The following is a 20,417-nucleotide window of genomic DNA, read 5'->3' on the forward strand; positions in this document are numbered from 1 at the left end:
TAAGCGTTTGCCTACAACAATACTTTCATAGATAACAAATTACCACTGGTAAAAGAAACTGTGGGCTTACGCCAATTTTTTTTTTTTAAAATGTAAAGTGAATTGAATCATCATCTTTACCAATAACCACCCCAAATTGTACACATATGATTTGGGGTGTTCTTTTTATAATACTTAGTAAACCCTTCTTAAAAAATCATTGTTTTTTAAAGCATTTGTTATTGATTTAAGCAAAAATCAATAATTTTCCCAAAACAATAATTGATAATAAATAAATTGGCGATATTTACGAAAAAAGAAATAAATCACGGTCATATCCGCATTAATTTCAAAATTTAACAGTAATTTTTAGCAAATAATTTACTCTTTAACGAATAAATTTATAAACTTGTTGAGAAATTGACCATTTTGTGGGTTCAACCCACAAAAAAATTAGTATTAAATGAGCCGATGCATCGGTAAAAAAAAAACCTCTAAAAAATTATAAACCAACCCGTTGTATATTAAATGCATTTTTATTAGTATTACATACTTAAATTTATATGTATAATTAAGTTTCAGTAAATTACCGCCAACTATTTCACCTATTAATGTTACTGAGATTATAAAAACAGATTGAATATGAAATTTTGGTACGAAATTTCATAGCACATCAATGCCAACGCGATATTTTAATTACCCAAGCGAAGGCATTAGTTAAGTGCGAGTAAAAATTAAGCTAGAAGGGAATCGAATCGAGATGAAGTGGCCTATTTTAAAACTTCACTGGTAAAACAATTTGTCCTAATCAAATGATTATGGGCTATAGAATAGATATATCAAACCTTAGTTGAATAGAAATATTAACCAACCACCGACTAAATACAAGTTCCAATGAATAAAAATTTATCTAAACTTATTCTCTGTTTCAGCCTCCTATTCTTTAGTTTACATGCAATTGCAACAGACTACTATTTTTCAACTGAACATGGTAACGATTCGAGAAGTACATCGGAAGCACAAAATCCGGATACTCCTTGGAAATCTATCAACAAATTAAATGCCATTTTTAGTAGTTTAAAGCCTGGAGATGCAATTTATTTAAAAAGAGGGGATGTTTTTTATGGCACTATAAAAGCAAATCAGAGCGGGAGTCCTGGAAATCCCATTAAAATAGATGCCTATGGGTCGGGGCCTAAACCAATTATCACCTCCTTCGAAAAGGTAAGTGGCTGGAAATCCATTGGAAATGGCCGATATGAGAGCACTAACACATTCTCTAGTTACGAAACCAATATAGTCACCATCGACGATCAATTGTATGAGAAGGGTCGATTTCCAAATAGTGACGAAAAAAATGGTGGATATTTAACTGTTTCCTCATTTTCCGGAAACGCTTCAATAAGTAGTGACGAATTATCAGGTGCGCCAAATTTCAGTAATGGAGAAATAGTTATTAGAAAGAATCAATGGATACTGGATAGGCATTTGATTAAGTCTAATTCAGGTTCAACTGTTAATTTTAATGGTTCAGGGGCATATAGCCCAAGCACCGGATTTGGTTTTTTTATTCAGAATCACCTTTCTACTCTTGATAAATTCGGTGAGTGGTTTTACAATAATTCCAGAAAATTAAATGTATATTTTGGCAATTCAAATCCTAACAATCACACTGTACTTGTTAGTACATTAGAAAATCTCCTTGTAAAATCTTATAACATCGACCACCTATTAATTCAGAGTATTCACTTTAAAGGTGCAAATAAAAATGCAATTTATATCGGGGAAGGTAGTGATATCGTTTTGAACAATACCGACATTGAGTACTCGGGTCAAAATGGGGTTAACTCATTAAACATCAAGGACCTGGTTATTCAAAACTGTCGAATTAATTATTCCCTAAACACAGGACTAAACCTAAGGTATGGAAATGACAATGCCATTATTAAGGACAATAGCATTGAAAATAGTTTCCCTTTTCCTGGAGGTGGGCAAAATCAAGACAATAATGGTAACGGTATATTTTTATCAGGTAATAATGTTATAATTGAGAATAATATTGTAAAAAGTGTAGGGTTTAATGGCATCCATTTTAATGGAAATAATATCTCCATCAAAAACAATTTGATTCAGGAATTTTGCCTCTTAAAAAATGATTGCGGTGGAATTTACACATTTGGTGGCAATTCAGTTTCCACTTTTAGCAACCGTGTAATTGAAAATAATATTATTGTGGATGGTTTTTCTTCCAATAATGGAACCCCCTACCATGATGTATCCAACCACCATCCTCAAGGAAGTGGTATTTTCTTAGATGACAATGCAAATGGCGTATCAATAAATAAAAACACTATCGCTAACACCAATTATTCTGGGCTTAAAGCATCCAATGTTTTTAATGTATCAGTCAAAGAAAACGTTTTTTACAATTCATACACCCAAGCATTGATAGGCAACAGTGAAAGGGGGACAGACGTCCGAAATGTAACCTTTTCGAATAATGTCCTTTTCTCTAAAGAAACTGACCAATACTCCTACCGAATTAACACATATAAAGAGAACGACATACCAAGCTTTGGTACTTTTGATCGGAACTATTTCGCCAGGCCCCTTGGTGATGAACATAGTATATATGTAACTCACTATCAGAATAGTAAGAAGTTACAGGAAATTAAAAACTTAGATGATTGGAAAAGCACATTCAGCAAAGACAATACTTCAACTACATTCAAGCAAGATAAGTTTAAACAGTTTAGTCTTTTAAACCTTATAGGAGAGCTCCTGTATAATAATTTATCGTTTCTAAAAGGCATAGATGATTTTTACTGTAACGACTGTACCCTAGGGTGGGAACCCAATGGGATTTTAGATGGAACCATTAAAGTCAAAAGTCCGGGATATTCCTCTGCACTGGCTAGGATAGAAAGTGTGGAAAAGAACAAAACCTACGTAGCTAAATTTAAAGCCAAAAGTAACAAAAAAGGATTCCTTAGGATAGCTTTGAGGTATGCCGGAACCCCTTGGGAAGTAATTTCACCGAGTACAGCAATTGAAGTAAGTCCTGAGGTACAAGAATTTTCTGTTTTACTAAAGCCATATGAAAATGTTCCTAATCCGGTAATCATGTTTATTTCTGATGTCGGCGACTGGGAATACATGATTGATGATTTAGAAATTAAAGAGGCTAATGTAGAGCTAACAAACCCGGACGACGTATTCCTATTTGAATACAACGCTTCTAAATCTAAGAAGTCCATATTTTTAGATGGAACATTTAAAGACGTAAAAGGAAATACATTTTCAGGCAATTATCAAATTGAACCTTATTCCTCAGTTTTATTGGTAAGAACTTCTGACGTTGTGCTTCCCCCAGTAAATGAGCCTGATATTCAACAAGAAGTAAAAATCACATCACTTACAGCCAACAGCAGTTTTGAATTCGGTGAAAAAATTGAATTAACTGCAGAAATAACTCCAAATATTGATAATGTTAGTAAAATAGAATTTTACAGCGGCAGTCAACTGATTGGTAGTGCTACAGATCAACCATATAGTATTTCTTGGGAAGAAGGAAATGCGGGTAATCATCAAGTAAGTGCGGTGATTATCAATACTTCCAATACAGAAGTAGCAACTTCTGATCTCATTCCTATAAAAATTAATCCAGGTACAACAGGTTCTGATAATGAAAGCCCTGTTACTAGTGGATTTTCGTTATTCCTTAATATTGGCTCAAATGACGCAGAGATATATGAGGGAAATAAATTTCTCCCACTAAGTCAAACCAATGTATCAACTGGTGTATCTAACTCTTTAGAACTAACCAATTTTTCAGGATCAATCTTTAAGTCCATTTCATTTAATGAAGATCTTACCTATAAAATACCCGTACCTAATGGTACCTACACTGTAAAGACTTACCATCAAGAGGTTCACTTTGGGGTAAATGGTGTTGCAGGAAGTAATGGAAAAAGGGTTTTTGATCTCATTATTGATGGAGAAACGAAATACAAAGACCTTGACCTATATGCGCTCAGTAAAAATCAAGAAATAATATTGACTCACGAAAACATAGAGGTAACAGATGGTACCTTAAACCTAGATTTAATTGCTTCGGCTAATAACGCAATTATTTCTGCCATTTCAATTGTTGAGAGAGGTCTATCTACAGAAGTTCCGGAACCAACTGAAGGGGCAAAGTTCATCAATGTAGGAGGAACAACAAGCGAGAATTACAATGGGGATGTTTTTGTGTCGGATTATATTGACAAGCATTTCTCTCCATCAGGAATTTCTGAAAATACTAAAGCTTCAAATCAGCCCTTGTTCCATTCCACAAGGTTTTCAGAAAATTTAATTTACACGATTCCAGTTAAAAATGGCACGTATAGGGTTAAAACTTACCATATTGAAAACTATTTTGGAGTTACACACCCTGATGGAAAAGCTGGTATGAGAGTGTTTGATATCTTTATTCAAAATGAATTGGTTAGAAATGATCTTGACCTCTATGCCAGAAGTGGCAATCAAGAAACAAGCTTAATCTTCAATGACATACTTGTAAAGGATGGAGAACTAAAAATAGAGCTTAAAGCTTCCGTAAATAATGCGCTACTTGCTGGAATAGCTATCATTCCTATGAGTGGATTTTATGACGAGTTGGACACAGATTCATTTTTCATCAACGTCGGAAGCGACACTGACACTGACTACCAGGGAGTTAACTTCGTATCTGAAGACAGTAAAGTACAGATACCAGCTGATTCTTACCTGTATAATGTCCCGGCTTCAAGTTCAGACAAATTGTTTCAATCCAATCGTTATGGTAAATCCTTGAAATATCAATTTCCGGTATCGAATGGAGAGTACACAGTAATCACCTACCATAATGAAAACTACTTCGGTGAAATCACTTCTAAAACAGGGGTAAACAATAGGGTGTTCGATATCAATATTGAAAATACTACAGTCAAGAATAATGTAGATTTATACATTGAAAACTCAAATAGACCTGTCTCTTTGCGTTTCGAAAACATCAAAGTATCTGATGGTAATTTAAATCTCGATTTTGAGGGAATTGTAAACAATGCCTTAGTTTCAGGAATCGCAGTTTTCCCAAGTGGTAAAATCAACTTAGGTAATAGTAACTTAAGACAATTGTTTATCGAAACTGAGGAAATTTTGACAGTGAATGAAGCAAGGGAGAATAGTTTTAATCCCACTTTAGAAAATAAAATTTATCCAAATCCAGCTATTTCTTATGCTATCCTTCAAACTGGAGAAGATTTGGGTAATTTCTATATTAGCATTCATAATTTTAACGGACAGCTTATTTCTTTTACTAATGCAGAAGAAGTAAAAAATTCAGATGGCAATTACGAAATCCCTGTTCAAAACCTAAGACAAGGTATATATATTGTTACACTTACATCTGACATCGGGGTAATAGAGCGCTTGAGACTTGCAGTTACGCCTTAAAACCAATTAAATGACGATAAAAAAAAGGCCTTGTAATATACAAGGCCTTTTTTTTACTTTAATATTTTTAAATTCCTATTGGTTAATTATAATCAAATCAATCCTCTATATAGGCCAAATTACACGATTCTTTTGTAATTGGGTCAACCCATTTCCAAATTAGTTTTTCATTCGTACCATTACCATTCTGCAGCTTGATTCGAAAAACAGGCTAATATCCTTAAGGTTTCCAGCCGGCTAGAGTCCTATTCTTTACATCCTACATTATTTAATCACTTCCAATTATTATAATAGGCTCAAAGGACAAGTCATACCAAAGGCTTTCAATGATTTAATCCTCCAACCCATCAATGCTATTGGTTTATCTTTGTAGGACTTAGGTAATATTCAGAAGTTATAATTAAGCAAAAGCCATTTTCAAAAATCCACCTCCTGCCGACACCATCATCCGTCGACTTAAAATTAACAGGTCAAGTCCCTTTTAATGTATAAATTCCTTTATAATTAAAATTTTCACCTATCAGCTTCCTCTTAATTCACTTCTTATACTTCCTACCCACTATTTGGGCATAGTTTCTCACAATTCCTTAGAATAGCTAAACCTATTAGAAATTAATTGAAGAAGTAAAAAAAATTAAAAAAATTTTTTCTCTACTGAATTTTAGATCATCAACAAAATTCACCTTTCCAAAAGCAATATACTTTTGACCTATTGAAATTATTCAATTATTTCTCCCTACACGCAAGGCATTCACCCAAAGCTAACATTTGCAAATAAGAATTTTATACTGCTTATTATTGATATGATATTCTTTTTTAGAATTTCATTTTGATATATATGAAAATCAAAAAACAAGATTCTTTTAATCAAAATACCATTTTGAGACTTCATAAATCAAAAAAAGTAGGACAAAATTAACAAGCACCTGAATCAAAAGGTGATTGTGAAATGAAAATAATAATAACTTAAAACTACAATGTCATGAAAGCGTTACTTTTCTCCATTTCCTTTCTAATAGTTTTGGCAGCCCCATTATCTAATATTTTTGCAGCCAATTATTATGTATCTCAAGAAAAAGGAAATGACAATCGGTCTTTAGCAGAAGCTCAAAACCCTGCTACCCCTTGGAAGTCTATTGATAAGGTAAATTCACTTTTCAATTACCTTAAGCCCGGTGATGCCATTTTGTTCAATAGAGGCGAAACTTTTTATGGTACATTACATATAAGTGCCTCAGGTTCTTTAAATGCTCCCATTAAAATTGGAGCTTACGGTTCTGGAGCCAAGCCAATCATCACTTCTTTAAAAACTGTGAGTGAATGGAAAGCTATAGGCAATGGAATTTATGAGAGCAACTCTCCTATCAATACCTCTACTGTTAAGGTTCTTTTGATCAATGGTAAAGCTTATGAATTAGGAAGATTTCCAAACAATAATGTTGCTAATGAAGGGTATTTAAACATTGATGATGTAAGTGGTAATTACTTGCTTTCAAGTAGTGAGCTAGGTGGATCACCTGACTGGAATGGTGGAGAGGTAGTCATCAAAAAAAACCAATGGATAATTGATACCCACCAAATTTCTTCACATAGCGGAAGTCAGATTCGCTACAATGGAAACATCAGTGCTTATCCAGCTCAAAGAGATTACGGTTTTTTTATTCAGAACCACATCAAGACCCTTGATACCTTTGGAGAATGGTATTTCAATCCTTCAACTAAGAAAATTAACGTTTTCTTCGGATCCAGCAATCCTTCGGCTATGAAAATAGAAGTAAGTACTTTGGACAATTTACTTATTAAGGATTATAGGGATATTAATGTTTCTATTGAAAACATCAACTTTAAAGGTGCCAACAAAGACGCCATCAAATTAGAAGGAGGAAGCAATATCAAAATTGCGAATTCTGAAATTAACTTTTCTGGAGAGAATGGGATCCTTTCCCTAGAAGTATTAGACTTGTTGGTAGAAAAGAACAATATCAACAGCACTTATAACAATGCAATGTACCTAAGGTATGGTAATGACAATGCAATAATTAGAGATAATGAAATAACTAAAACGGCGTTGGTCGCTGGGAGAACTCAAAATGAAGATGCTGCAGGCATAGGTATATTTGCCTATGGAGAAAATGTATTGGTTCAAAACAATGCCATCATTAATTCAGGTTTCAACGGCATCCAGTTCAATGGAAACTATTCAGTTGTCAAAAATAATTTTGTTGATACTTTTTGCCAGATAAAGGGTGACGGTGGAGGAATTTACACCTTTGGCGGGGTACAGTATCAAGGGTATAAAGGCCGTAAAATTGAAGGTAATATTGTGGTAAATAGCATTGGAAGTAAAGGAGGTACTCCTGACAAAGGGGTTAACTACAGGCCATTGGCTGAAGGCATCTTCCTTGATGACAACTCCAACAACATTGAGATTATAGGCAACACCATTGGAAATACTGAAAACTCTGGTTTAAAGATGTCTAATGTGAACAATATCCTTGTCTCAAACAACACTTTCTTCAATTCTCATTCAGCTTTGACTATAGGAAATAGCGTTATCGGAGAAGACACTAGAAACAATAACGTCATTAACAATCAATTTTTTCTAAAAACCTCCGATCAAAATTCCTACTCTATTAAAACTTACAAAGATGATATGCAATCATTGAGTAGCTTTGACAAAAACTACTTTTTCAGGCCACTAGGTGATGAATTCAGCATTGAAAATCAATACATTAGAAATGGACAAAAAGTAGCGGCTATAGACAACTTAGAACAATGGAGTGCTAAATTCGGAAAAGATATCAATTCTGTTAGTAATTCCGTAGACATTTCCACTTATACCATCACCAAAAAAATTGGATCGAGCTATTATGCCAATTCTTCCTTCGAGCAAAATGTGAGTGGGGTATACTGTAGCAATTGTAAACAACAGTGGGAGTCAAATAGTAAGACAAATGGTGGAGCACTTAAAGTTACCACTTCCGGATCAAGTGCTGTTAAAATAGTCTTGGGAGAATTGAAAAAGGATAAAACTTACTTATTAAAATTCAATGCCTTGGCTAATAAAGTGGGAAACATTTCCACTTACTTAAGGTACACCGGTAGCCCTTGGGAAAAATTGTCTGCCATGACCACATTTGAAGTAAATACTAGCCTTGATGGTTATGAGGTACTTGTTTCTCCATATGCAGATGTAAATGACGTATCCCTTTTGATTACAACTACAGAAGAAAACTTCACCTACTGGTTAGATGATTTAGAGTTTGTAGAAGTTGAAGCATCATTTATTAATCCTGATGAAGAAATTTTATTTGAATACAACCCCACTAAAAACAGCAAAACTATTGCACTATCTGGTGAGTATGTTAATGCCAAATTGGAAAGGTTCTCAGGAAATGTTACAATTCCAGCTTATGGTTCAATAGTACTTATTCGAATAGCTAGAGATTTTGAATCCGAAGAGGAAATTGAAGTTCCCAAAACACCAGAAATCAACCTAATCGTAAGTGAAGATATTTCACAGCTTACAGAAGGTGACAATGTAACATTAAGAAGTGAGATTATAAATTTGGACGATAAGGTCGAAAAAGTAGATTTCTATTGTGGATTGAAATTGATAGGTTCTTGTGAAGAATCACCTTATCAGGCAATTATTCCGGAAATACCAGCCGGTGAAAATTACGTTTGGGCTACTGTAACAGACATAGATGGTAATATAAGCACTTCTTCCGAAATCACATTTACAGCAAAAACCAAAGTGACTGAGGAAGTTGAAAAAAGTCCTGTTGAAAATGGAACAGACCATACATTAGAAGGGATTTATTATCATGTGGGTTACAATGGAACAGTCATTTATGAAGGCCAAGAATTCGAAGCGATAAACAAGACATTCATTAAATCATCAGGTGTGAATGTTGCTACCAACGCATCTGGAAGTGACGAAGTTTTATTTCAAACTGAAATGTTCAACAAAAACCTTAAGTTTGAAATTCCTTTGGAAAATGGCACTTATAACATCAGTACCTACCACAACGAAATGTATTTTGGAAACAATGGGAAATATGAAAGAGCCGGTCTAAGGGTATTTGATATTTCTATTGAAGGAAATATTGTAAAGAAAGATTTTGATATTTTCCTTGAAAACAAAAACCAAGAAACTACCCTTACTTTCAATTCCATAGAGATAAAGGACGGAATCCTAGACCTGGAGCTTAATGCTTCAGCCAACAACAGTCTGATTTCTGGAATAGCTATAGTTCCTGTTGGATCACCAATAATTGAAGAACCCTCTGTAGAGGTACCCGATTCCTCAGAGAAGCAAGAAGGAATTTCTATCCACCTGAATACTGGCTATAAAGATGCAGTCTCTTTTCAGAATAACGTCTTTGAGCCCGTAACAGCTTTCATTAGCTCGGCTAACTCTAAAACATCTACCAATGCAAGTGCAAGCAACGACAAAATCTTTCAAGCTGAAAGATATGCTTCTACATTGGAATTCGTAGTACCACTTGATAATGGAACTTACACTGTTAAAACTTACCACAATGAGTTGTATTTCGGTAAAGGTGGTTCTACTGCTAGAGAAGGAAAAAGGGTCTTCGACATATTCTTAGAAGACAATTTGGCTATGGATAATTTTGACATCTTTTCCTATAACAATAACCAACAAGCCGTCCTTACTTTCGAAGGAATTAAAGTTGTTGATGGCGCTCTAGACTTAAGTTTAATAGCTAGTTCTAATAATGTATCAATTTCTGGTATCTCCATTATCAAAGAATCTGAAGAAGTAATGCAATCTATTGATTCAGATTACCTTTTCTTTTTGAATACCGGTGACAAATCAGATGCTACATTAAATGGCATCACTTATCTGGGAGAGACCAATACTGAAAAATATTACAGCGACGGTACCAACAGCTATAAAAATGAAATAACCGATGTCAATGCACTTTTCCATACAGAAAGAAGTGGGGAAAACTTGACATATACAATTCCTGTGCCGAATGGAACCTATACTGTCTTTACCATGCATCATGAGATTTGGTTTGGACATGCCGGAAGCGCTGCTCGGGCTGGCAAAAGAGTTTACGACATCTCTATACAGGGTGAGTTATTGAAAAATGATTTTGATCTATTTGTAGAAAACAATAATGCTCCTACCGTTCTTTCTTTTGAAAATATAGATGTAACCGACGGTAAGATGATTTTAGAATTGAATGCTGAGGCAAATAATGCGAGTATATCTGGAATTGCAATTATAGGGAATGCAGCAAAAAGCACTGATATAGCAGCCAATTTGAGAACAGCTCAAAACTCCTTCAACCGAGGATATAAAGAAATGTATAACAGGGGATATAAAGAAATGGATGTTCAAACTGAAACAACCACTAAAGGCGAAATTAGAATCTTCCCTAACCCTGCTAAAGGTCGAGCCACTTTGGAACTTAATGCTGAGATTGGTCAAGGAAGAGTAATCATTCACAATATGAATGGTCAATTGGTAAGCCATTTTGATTTGGAAAGTATCAAAACTTCCAACAATCAATTCAATGTACCGCTAGACAACCTCTCACAAGGCATATACCTGGTAAGTGTTAGCAATGAGCAAACCATCATCAATAAACAGCGACTTATTGTTAATCCATAATTGAAAAATTATAAAATTTCTTGTAAACATAAAATCCCTGAAAATTCAGGGATTTTATGTTTACAAGAAAAACCAATTAATATTTAATAAAGAATTGAAGCCATATTAATCTTAAAAAAACAATCCAAGCGAGGAAAAAGCCTCTAAATGAAGGCATAAAAATTAATGAAACCTCAATGGATAGTAGAAATACAGAAAAAATTTATGTTAGCAAGTTATTTATTTTTTTCGTTTGCGACTTAGCACAGTCCTGAATACATCTGCCATTTGATTTGCAAAATTTTGAATGTTATACTTTTCCAAATGAAGCTGCTTTGCTTTTTTCCCCATCGCTTCAAGGTCAGTTTCATTTCCAATCATCTGAAGAAGTTTTTTATTCCATCCTTCCGGGCTGTTGTCCTCCACCCAAAGGCCAATATTTTCACTTTCAATATCAATATCTAAAAAAGAATGTTGCGTCATTAACACAGGTTTGCCTACGGCCATGGCATCCAGTAGTACGGTCAATCCATAAGTATTCCCCTTTTTTCTGATTTCTTCCTTTAAAGGAATAATGATAAATGAAGAATTAACATATTCTTCTAACAACTGATCATAAGGCACCCATGAAGTATCTACGGAAACATTGGGGGGTAAATGGGTAGATGCAGGAATTGTTTTAGGGGTGCAATAAATTTTTAGATTGATAGGAATATTTTCAAATGCTTTGATGAGTATATCATAATCTCGGTCTGCTGTACCTGCACAAACGGCATAAGGTACAGCATCACTTTCCTTTCCAGATTGAATGTTTTTGTAAAAATCAATGTCAGCTCCCCAACTCACTGAAAAACATTTATTCTCTTTTTCAAATTGATTGTAATTTAAATCCTTTTGGGTTTTTAGCATCAGGTTTTTTGAAAAAAATGCAAAAGCATCAATTTGACGCAGATGCTTCACTCCCAACTTATTCAGAATTGAATTTTTATTTTTATAATAAATAAAATTTTGATGGGCTAAGCCAACCACCGGAATGTTAAGCAACCCAAAAATTCTCAATAAGGTAAATAACTTACTGATGGATATGGGATAGGGCATGTAAACAAGGTCATAATCTTTTATTTTTGATAAAGCTCTAACCTGCTGATCAAAAAACGGGATTTTAATAACCTTTCCAACCGTATCCAGCCATTTGTACTTTTGGTGTGGGTGGATATCAACCTGAAACTCTCCGGATTTTTCCAATTCAATTTTACCCATGAGGTAATGACTCGGATTAATTCCCTTTTTCCAATTGTCAAGGATTTTTTCAAAGGAGTAAGAGTTTATTAAAAGAACTTTAATTTTTCCCTTCATAGACTGCAGGCAATTTATTTTAGCTCCAAATTGTTAATATTTTCCACAATGTATTGGGCAGTAGCCTTTTCTGAACACTTATTTTTCCACCAAGAACGCGTTTTTTTATGAATTTCTTCGAGCTTGTCCTGATCATTCAATAGTTCATTAACCACTTTACATCCCTCATTCCAATCTTTTATTTGAATAAGTGGAGAGTTTTTATAAAATGGAGTATCTGGCAAAGGTTCTGAAATAATGACACAGCCCGCTCGCATTGCTTCAAAATGCCTGAAACACTCTGTCATAAAGAAGCCTTTGGGGCACAATACGATTTTTGAATCAGCAAGTACCTCTCCATATTCAACCGGAGTAAACCCAGCTTTAAACCCATTATTAAAAATAATTAATGATTCCGGAAAGAATGAACTGAAATCACTTTTCAATTTCAACAAAAACTTTCTATAATAATCATGAGTCAATAAGCTTTCGGAAGGTAGTAGTTTCCCCAATTTAGAAAACACACGATAGAAATTAATTCTGTTCATGTTTAAATTTCCTCTAAAAAAAACATTGTACTTTCTATCCTTTAACGGCTTATTTGGCAACTCAGGGACTGCATTAACATAGCCCAAAGCCAAAGGAAAAACGTTTTTCGCAACAGCTTTCATCCCAATATATGATTTAAAAATCGCAAAATATTTATCAGAAAAATAGCTAGGGTCTAAACCTCTTTCATCTGAAAAATAAAGAAGAATTTTCTTTTTATCGGACTTATAGTTCCCACTTGGGGGCATAATATCAGTTCCTGAATCAGGAGCTCTTTTATTCACCCGGTGATTTGAGTAAATAAAAAATTCGAAATCATCAAACCTCTCCTGAAGCAGGTCCTTTAATTCATCTATCACATTTTTTATAAACCTAGATTCATTCAACTCCTCAAATCGATAATCCGACTTGTCTTCAATTGAAACATTGGTTAAACCAAACAATTTCATACCTTAAATTTCTGTTTACTAATTTAAAAATGTCAATAGATTTCTAGGCTTTTTACAAAAGCCCAATATAACTATCTTAAAGGAATTTTGAGAGCAGCTTTCTCTAATTTTTCTCCAAATAATTCAGCGTTAAATTTTTCTTTATACACCGACCTTGCTCTGTTACTCATCATTTGAAAAACAGCCTTATCATTAGCTATAAGTTCGACTGCATCAATCCAGCCTTGAACGTCTCCTTTACCCACTGTTATCCCAAACCCTTCTTTGGCAGCATCAATATTTATGCATGGATTTTCAGTAATTACCGTTGGTTTACCTAAAGCTACAACGTCCTGTAAACTAGTCATCCCTTGACACCCCTCTTGAACCAGTGGATATTTTAAGGGAATTAATATAGCAATTGACTCTTTGTAGTATTTGAGCAATGCTTCATACGGAATGAAAGAAGAGTTAATGGTCACATTAGAAGGCAGCCTATCCATCTGAGGTTTAGATTTTGGTGTACAAAATATTTTAAGCTCATGGTCCATCTTTTTGAAAGCCTCTATTAAGGTGACATAATCTCTTGAAGTATGGCCTGCACTAATGAAATAATTTAATTTATCTCCTTCTTTGCATGTGATTTTATTATAAAAATTAGTATCAGGTCCCCACTGAGCTGTATCAATCCTAGCCAATTGATCCTTGTCCCTTATATCCAATGCTTTCACTGCAATCTCTTTCAATTTTTCACTTAGAAAGATGATACCATCATATTGAAACAGGAATTTTTTACTCAACCAGCGGTAAAATTTATTGGTGGAGTTTGTCTTCATAAAAGGCTGGTGTATGGTTACTAGAATAGGCTTTCTGTAGATACCTAATAGTTTCAATACAATCAACAACCTGGTATTTGACAAAGAGTAGGGAGCATATAAAATATCATAATGCTTACCATAAAATAATATTCTCAACTGTTGGTCAAGGTGTTTTATTTTAAAAACATTACCAATTTTATTTAGAATACGGTATTTTTCATGGGGGAATATTATTACTTCTACTTTCCCTCTTTTTTCCAACTCAACTTTTCCCCATACATGGTGACTCCCACTTTCACCCTTTTCCCAAAGATGATAAGCCTTCTCCATGTTATAGTTATTAACCAAAAGCAATCTTGGTTTTTCCTTGACTTTCAATATTTCGATGGTTAGGTTAAACTAGGTTTTGCTTTTGCTAGTAGGAAAAAAGCGTTCCGTGACAAGTAATTTCACGAAGGCAATATTTGTTGTAAGATAGCGCTTCCACATCCTCCCCGGTTCTTGCATGGTCCGATAAAACCATTCAAGACAAATGTTTTGCATCCATACCGGAGCCCTTTTCACTTTACCTGAAACTACATCAAAGCTACCTCCTACACCCATAATAAAAGGCACATTCATGATGTCCTTGTATTTATTTAAGAAAATTTCTTTTTTGGGTGAGCTCATCGCCACAAATAAGATATCTGCCTTTGAATCCCTGATCTGCTTGGCAATTCCCAACTCCTCCTCTTTTCCAAAATAACCATTCCTATAACCAGCAATTATTTCCGGTGAATATTTATCGGAATAAATTTTTACAACCTTATTTACAACATCCTCTTTGGCACCAAGAAAAAAGATCTTGTAATTCTCCCTAGCTGCCAGCCCCACCAAATTATCCATAAGGTCGATGCCTGCAACTCTTTCAGGTAAATACTCCTTAAGAAATTTCGCGGCCCAAACAATGGATTGACCATCTGCATTTATTATATCACACTCCACTATTGACGCTTTTAATTCAGGGTCTTTTTGAGCATTCACTAGCTTGGCTGCATTTACCACAACATGATGTAAATTTTCTTTCCTCCTGATGCTTTGATCTATCAATGCTACTGTTTCATCCATAGTAAGGGAATCTACAGGAACATTACAAATACTAATTCTTTTTACCTCTTTCATCAGACTTTAGTTTTAATAATCTAAACAATCTATTTATTAATTTCCTCTGGGTTTATTATAAAAATATTAAATATTGGTTAATCAAATAACGTCACTTTTTCGGCCGTATAGGCTTTTATCATTTTTAAACAAAACAGTAAAGGAAAGAAACATCCACGCCTGGGCCCAGCGCATGTATGGAATTCTCGATGTAAAATGCTTGTTGATTTGATAATAAAAATATCCCTTCGGAGATTGCATGTTTTCTATGGTCCACCCCATGACTTTAGTGGCCATTTCTTTATGTGCTTCAAAACAGCCTAACTTATCCAAGGTAATCAGTAATTGGGTAGGTGCATGTATATCAACAGGATAAACACTATTATTATAGTATTTTGAAATGCCCTCAGGGGTAAAAAAAGTTTGAATATAATAATCAAAGCCCTTTTCTAAATAGTTATCAAATGAATGATCTCCGGTAAACCTTGCAAAATCAGATAGACATTCAAGGTTATACCCGGTGTGAAAATTATCAATCCATTGATGAAATGGAAGGGTACCATAGCTCCATGCACCATTTTCTTGTTGATATCCACAAGCAAAATTGACTGCTTTCTTTGCTTCTTCATACAATTCCTTTTCTCCTGAAATGGAATACACCCTGCTTAATAAACGGGCTCCCAATAGTGAGGCATTGAATACTACACTTTTATCTAAGGGAGAATAGGAAAATGAAAAGTCTCCTTTATCATCATAGGTACGATACAAATCTTTTAACACAAAATCACAAGCACTTCTTGCAGCTTTATAAAACTCATCCCGCTTAGTGACGGCATAAGCATCAAGCAAGGCGCAAGCAATAAAGGTAGTAGCCACCACTGTGGGCGTATATTTTGGTTGGAAAAATGCTCTAGCTTGCCAGTCAAAATTATACCCCCAGCAGCTTCCACTCCACCCTTTGGATTGCAGTTCCAATATTCTATCTCCAAAGAAATTGATTTGATCCAAATAGGCTGACTGAGAATCAATTTCATACAAATTACAATAACTTGTTAGAAATAAACCCAATGCTTTTGGGTTATATTCTTTTGGTACACCCACTAATGGTCTTAAGTTAAAAGGTGCTCTTTTAAAGAATTGAGTCCAGGCAAGCTTTGCAATTCGTGAGGTAGAAAGCAAAGGAACTGCCTGAAACAGCTTACTGTTTAAACTATCGTAAGGGTCATATCCCTTATACTCCTCGTGAGAACAAAAGGCAGCCAATTTTTCAAAAGAGTTGAAAAAATCTATTGATTCACTCATTTTTATTGTTTTTAGGTAGCATTCGTTAATTTTAGCTTATTACCTAGAGAAAAAATCTCTTGGACAACAGTTATTTTTTAAGCAAAACCAAGGCCCCACACTTTTCAAGTTGCTCAACCTCAATTTAATACAAGTATTTTTTAATCCATGAAATCCGCTTAAAAAAAAGCAAGTCCCATGTCGATAAGTCCTTCAATCCCTATGAAATCAAATGATTAAAAGATTCCAATAGTTACCTCATTAAACAAGCCAACCCCATACAGGCCCTTAATAATAGCTTTCTATATAAGCCAAGAGCTGATCTACTCTTTTGGTCCAAGAGTTATTTGAAGCTATGCTTATTCTTTCTTTCATCAATTCCATCGTGTTTTCCTTATGGGCTTGTTTTATATAAGCCACAAATTCATCGTCATTATTGGCTTTGTAAACAGTTCCTTCAGGAAACTCCCAATGCCTTACATTTGGCAGATTTGTTATCACAGCAGGTCTTCCTGTAGCCAAATACTGCCACATTTTATTAGGTGTCCTGCCTGTATTAGGGTCATCCATATAATAGGGAGCAATAGCCACATCCATCTCCAAAAGCTTTAGACTAAGAGGATCTCCTGTCATGACTCCGTGAGCTTTTACTTTTTCCACCTTAGAAATATGATCTAGAAAATCATCTTTAATCGGCCCAATCAAATGTAATTCTACATTATCAATCTCAAGAATTTTATTGATAAGTACCAGTGGTGTCTTTTTCTTATCTATAAAACCAAGCAAAACCACCTTCACTTTGTCCCCGCTATTGTTCAATGATAGTTTGGTGATATCAACCTTTGAAAACTCTGGTGCCCCTAAAGGTAACTCATACGATTTGGGATTAATTTCCGCAAAGTCATTCACCAATTTTTTTGCAGTGGCCAAATTAAATGTTGCCGTTTTTACCAACCTAGATTGGGTAAAAGTGGTATAAGCTTTCATCCAGCCCGGTACTTTGACATTGTTTATAAAGTCGTCATTGGCCATGTAAATAAATTTATCGAAATATTTACCTATCAGGTGTCCGCCAAAATCTGTACAAATAAAGACAACATTCTTGCCTTCAAAACGCTTTTTAAGCTTTTGGTACAACCAAACCTGATAAGCTTCATTCAAAACAGGCATGCGGTACCTTAACCTAAAACTAGATGGAAAAGAGGGTGTAAGTAATTCAAAATTATCCTTTACTTTTTCACTTTTTAATCCGGGTAAACCAATGGTATTTGCAGCAACAAAAGTCACTTTAAACCTTTTTGCCAAGGCATTGGATAATTGATGCCTCGCTCTAGGAGGTCCATCCCATTCGGTATTGGTGTAAACAATAAATTCCATCAGTTTAATATCATTCTTCGGTTAAAAAATTTATCAGTATTGTTTTATTTACCACTCATTCAGATTTTCTAATAATTGACTCGATAGGGTAATCGGGTAATTTTTAAAGCTATCCCACTTTTTCCTTTTAGGCAATAAACTAAACTTAAGGATGTATCCCAAAACTTTGGAACACATCCTAAGTTGTGGTTTAAATTACTAAACCACCAGATATAAAATTAATTAGGACAGAATTTCTTCAAGCCTTATGTCCTGAGGCATACCTGTGGAGAGACTGTCTAAGATTTTAAATGTAGTCAGCGTGGTTAGGCAAATTGATTCAAAGGAAATTGGGCTCTCTTTACCAGCCTTTACCTGATCTAGAAATTGATGTACTTCCTCCAAATGGCCTTTTCCACTGGACTTAAGCTTAATCAATTTATTATCTTTATGAAGACTACCTGCTCTAAAATCATGAATTATTCCAACCTTTCCTCCGGAAAAAACTTCAATATTCTCCTTAGGTAAGGACTTATCTCCATTGCCCAAATAGGTTAAGTTTCCAACCGAACCATTTTTAAACTTGACAGTTACTGCCATATTATCTGCGGAAGTGATTTGCTCGTTTGATGTATTAATAGAGTCAGCATATACTTTAACAGGTTCAGAGTCAGTAAAGTACTGCATTAAATCAATAAAGTGACAAACTTCCCCTACAATTCGTCCTCCTCCAATCTCAGGAATCTGAGACCAATGGTCTTTAGGAATAAAACCGGCATTTACTCTAATATTAATCACCAGAGGTTCTCCAGTGTTTATGAACTCTTTTTTCAACTCTACAGACACAGGGGCAAATCTCCTATTGAAACCTACCATCAATAATTTATCTGCTGATTTTTCGGCATGGACTACCTCTTTCAGTTGATCCATGTTCATTGCCAAAGGTTTTTCTACAAATACATTTTTCCCGGATTTTAATCCTTCAATTACATATGGCGCATGAGATACATGCGGTGTAGCAATAAAAATGGTATTGATATCATTTTTGTTCAACACATCTTTTCCATCAGAAGAACAAAAATTAAACTTAAACTTGTCAGAGACGCTCTTGGCTGTTATTCCCTTAGAAGTAACTACACCATCTAATGAACCACCCCAAGATTTAACATTCGGAATCAAGTAACTTTGTGCAAAGCTCCCCGCGCCTATAAAACCTGCATTGATCTCTTTGATAGGTTCATTGTTTACCTTAGTAATGGACTCAAGCTTGGAGGCAGATTCTTGGTACTTTAACAATATCCCAATATGAGGTTCTTGTACTTTACCCATCACAATATCATAAGCTTTCTCTGCTTCGTCGATATCAAATAAATGGGTAATCAGGGGCTTGATATTAATTGCCTTTGCAGCGATCAAATCCAAGAAGGCTTCCATATTCCTTTGTTCGGTCCAGCGAACATAGGCAAAAGGGTAATCCTTACCTAGTTCCTCATAATCCACATCATACCTTCCCGGTCCATAGGAACATGAAATTTTAAGTTCAAGCTCATTTTTATAAAAATAAGGCTCTCTAGGGATTTCCATCTTCACCGCACCCACGACTATAATCTTACCTTTTTTCCGTGCAATTTCAGTAGAAAGTACAATCGGATCATTTGTTGGAGTTGCAGCTGTTATGATTATAGAATCAAACCCTCTTCCGTTTGTGAAATTCTCACAGGCGGCAATTAAATTGGAGTCATTCCTGTGCATGGACTGACCCGCACCTGATTCTTTCGCCAATTCTATCAGTTTCTCAGACATGTCTATCCCAAAAACTGAGCAGCCATTGGCTTTTAAAAGTTGAACAGTTATTTGACCGAGTAGGCCTAAACCAATCACACAAACTTTTTCGCCTAATTTAGGATCTGCTTGTCTAACCCCTTGAAGCGCTATGGATCCCAAAGTAGTAAAAGCTGCTTCATCAGAACTTACATTTTCCGGTATTTTGGTTACCAAATTTTGAGGAACAGAAATCACTTCGGAGTGAGAAGCATAATCTGCACCGGCACAAGCAACCCTGTCACCAGGTTTAAATGCTCCATTATTATCCATTGAGGCTATTACCTTTCCGGAAGTACTATACCCCAAAGCTTTTAATGAATCAAGCTTGGTTCTAACTTTACTCATGGTAGCTGAAAATCCCTCTTTCCTGATATTCTGAATCACTTGAGCCACCAGATCAGGCCTTTGCTTAGCCTTTCCTATTAAGCTTGCTTGGGCTACTTTTACCGTACTTCTTTCCGTACCGGCACTTATGAGTGAATATTCGTTTTCAACCAATACCATCCCCTCAGAAATCGCAGGAACAGGAACCTCATCTACATAAAGCTCTCCAGTTTTAAAATTTTGAATAACTTGTTTCATTGCTTTAAAGAATAAATTAAA

The 20,417-nt window shown here is 35.0% G+C and carries 9 protein-coding genes; 2 read left to right on the plus strand and 7 right to left on the minus strand.

Annotated elements, in window-relative coordinates; genetic code table 11:
• Nucleotides 1–873 precede the first annotated feature (873 nt).
• Both ACYVHJ_RS05360 and ACYVHJ_RS05365 read left to right on the plus strand, forming a co-directional pair.
• Nucleotides 874–5,457 (plus strand): malectin domain-containing carbohydrate-binding protein, encoded by a 4,584-nt coding sequence (locus ACYVHJ_RS05360; RefSeq protein ID WP_460513242.1) that lies wholly within the window; start codon nt 874–876, stop codon nt 5,455–5,457.
• A gap of 982 nt (nt 5,458–6,439) precedes the next feature.
• Nucleotides 6,440–11,104 carry a malectin domain-containing carbohydrate-binding protein gene (locus ACYVHJ_RS05365; RefSeq protein WP_460513244.1) on the plus strand — a complete coding sequence of 1,555 codons (4,665 nt, stop codon included), beginning with the start codon at nt 6,440–6,442 and terminating at the stop codon, nt 11,102–11,104.
• 219 nt (nt 11,105–11,323) lie between these two features.
• Here the strand turns inward: ACYVHJ_RS05365 and ACYVHJ_RS05370 are convergent, their stop codons facing one another.
• The 7 genes from ACYVHJ_RS05370 to ACYVHJ_RS05400 form a co-directional block, all read right to left on the minus strand.
• Nucleotides 11,324–12,439, minus strand: coding sequence for a glycosyltransferase (locus ACYVHJ_RS05370; protein ID WP_460513246.1), 1,116 nt, complete (start codon nt 12,437–12,439; stop codon nt 11,324–11,326).
• 14 nt (nt 12,440–12,453) lie between these two features.
• Nucleotides 12,454–13,416: a hypothetical protein gene (locus tag ACYVHJ_RS05375; protein ID WP_460513248.1), complete on the minus strand. Its 963-nt coding sequence runs from the start codon at nt 13,414–13,416 to the stop codon at nt 12,454–12,456.
• Nucleotides 13,417–13,487: 71 nt separating this feature from the next.
• Entirely contained in the window at nt 13,488–14,591 is a 1,104-nt protein-coding gene (locus ACYVHJ_RS05380; protein ID WP_460513250.1) for a glycosyltransferase family protein, read from the minus strand.
• A gap of 21 nt (nt 14,592–14,612) precedes the next feature.
• A complete protein-coding gene (locus ACYVHJ_RS05385; RefSeq protein ID WP_460513252.1) occupies nt 14,613–15,374 on the minus strand; it encodes a WecB/TagA/CpsF family glycosyltransferase in 762 nt (253 codons plus the stop codon).
• A gap of 81 nt (nt 15,375–15,455) precedes the next feature.
• Complete coding sequence (locus ACYVHJ_RS05390) at nt 15,456–16,655, minus strand: delta-aminolevulinic acid dehydratase (RefSeq protein WP_460513254.1); 1,200 nt, start codon at nt 16,653–16,655, stop codon at nt 15,456–15,458.
• A 267-nt stretch (nt 16,656–16,922) separates the two neighbouring features.
• Nucleotides 16,923–18,011, minus strand: a complete 1,089-nt coding sequence (locus ACYVHJ_RS05395) for a glycosyltransferase family protein (RefSeq protein ID WP_460513256.1) — start codon at nt 18,009–18,011, stop codon at nt 16,923–16,925.
• 222 nt (nt 18,012–18,233) lie between these two features.
• A complete protein-coding gene (locus ACYVHJ_RS05400) occupies nt 18,234–20,396 on the minus strand; it encodes a bi-domain-containing oxidoreductase (protein WP_460513258.1) in 2,163 nt (720 codons plus the stop codon).
• Between the last annotated feature and the right edge of the window lie 21 nt (nt 20,397–20,417).

It is taken from the genome of Cyclobacterium sediminis, from assembly GCF_054781075.1.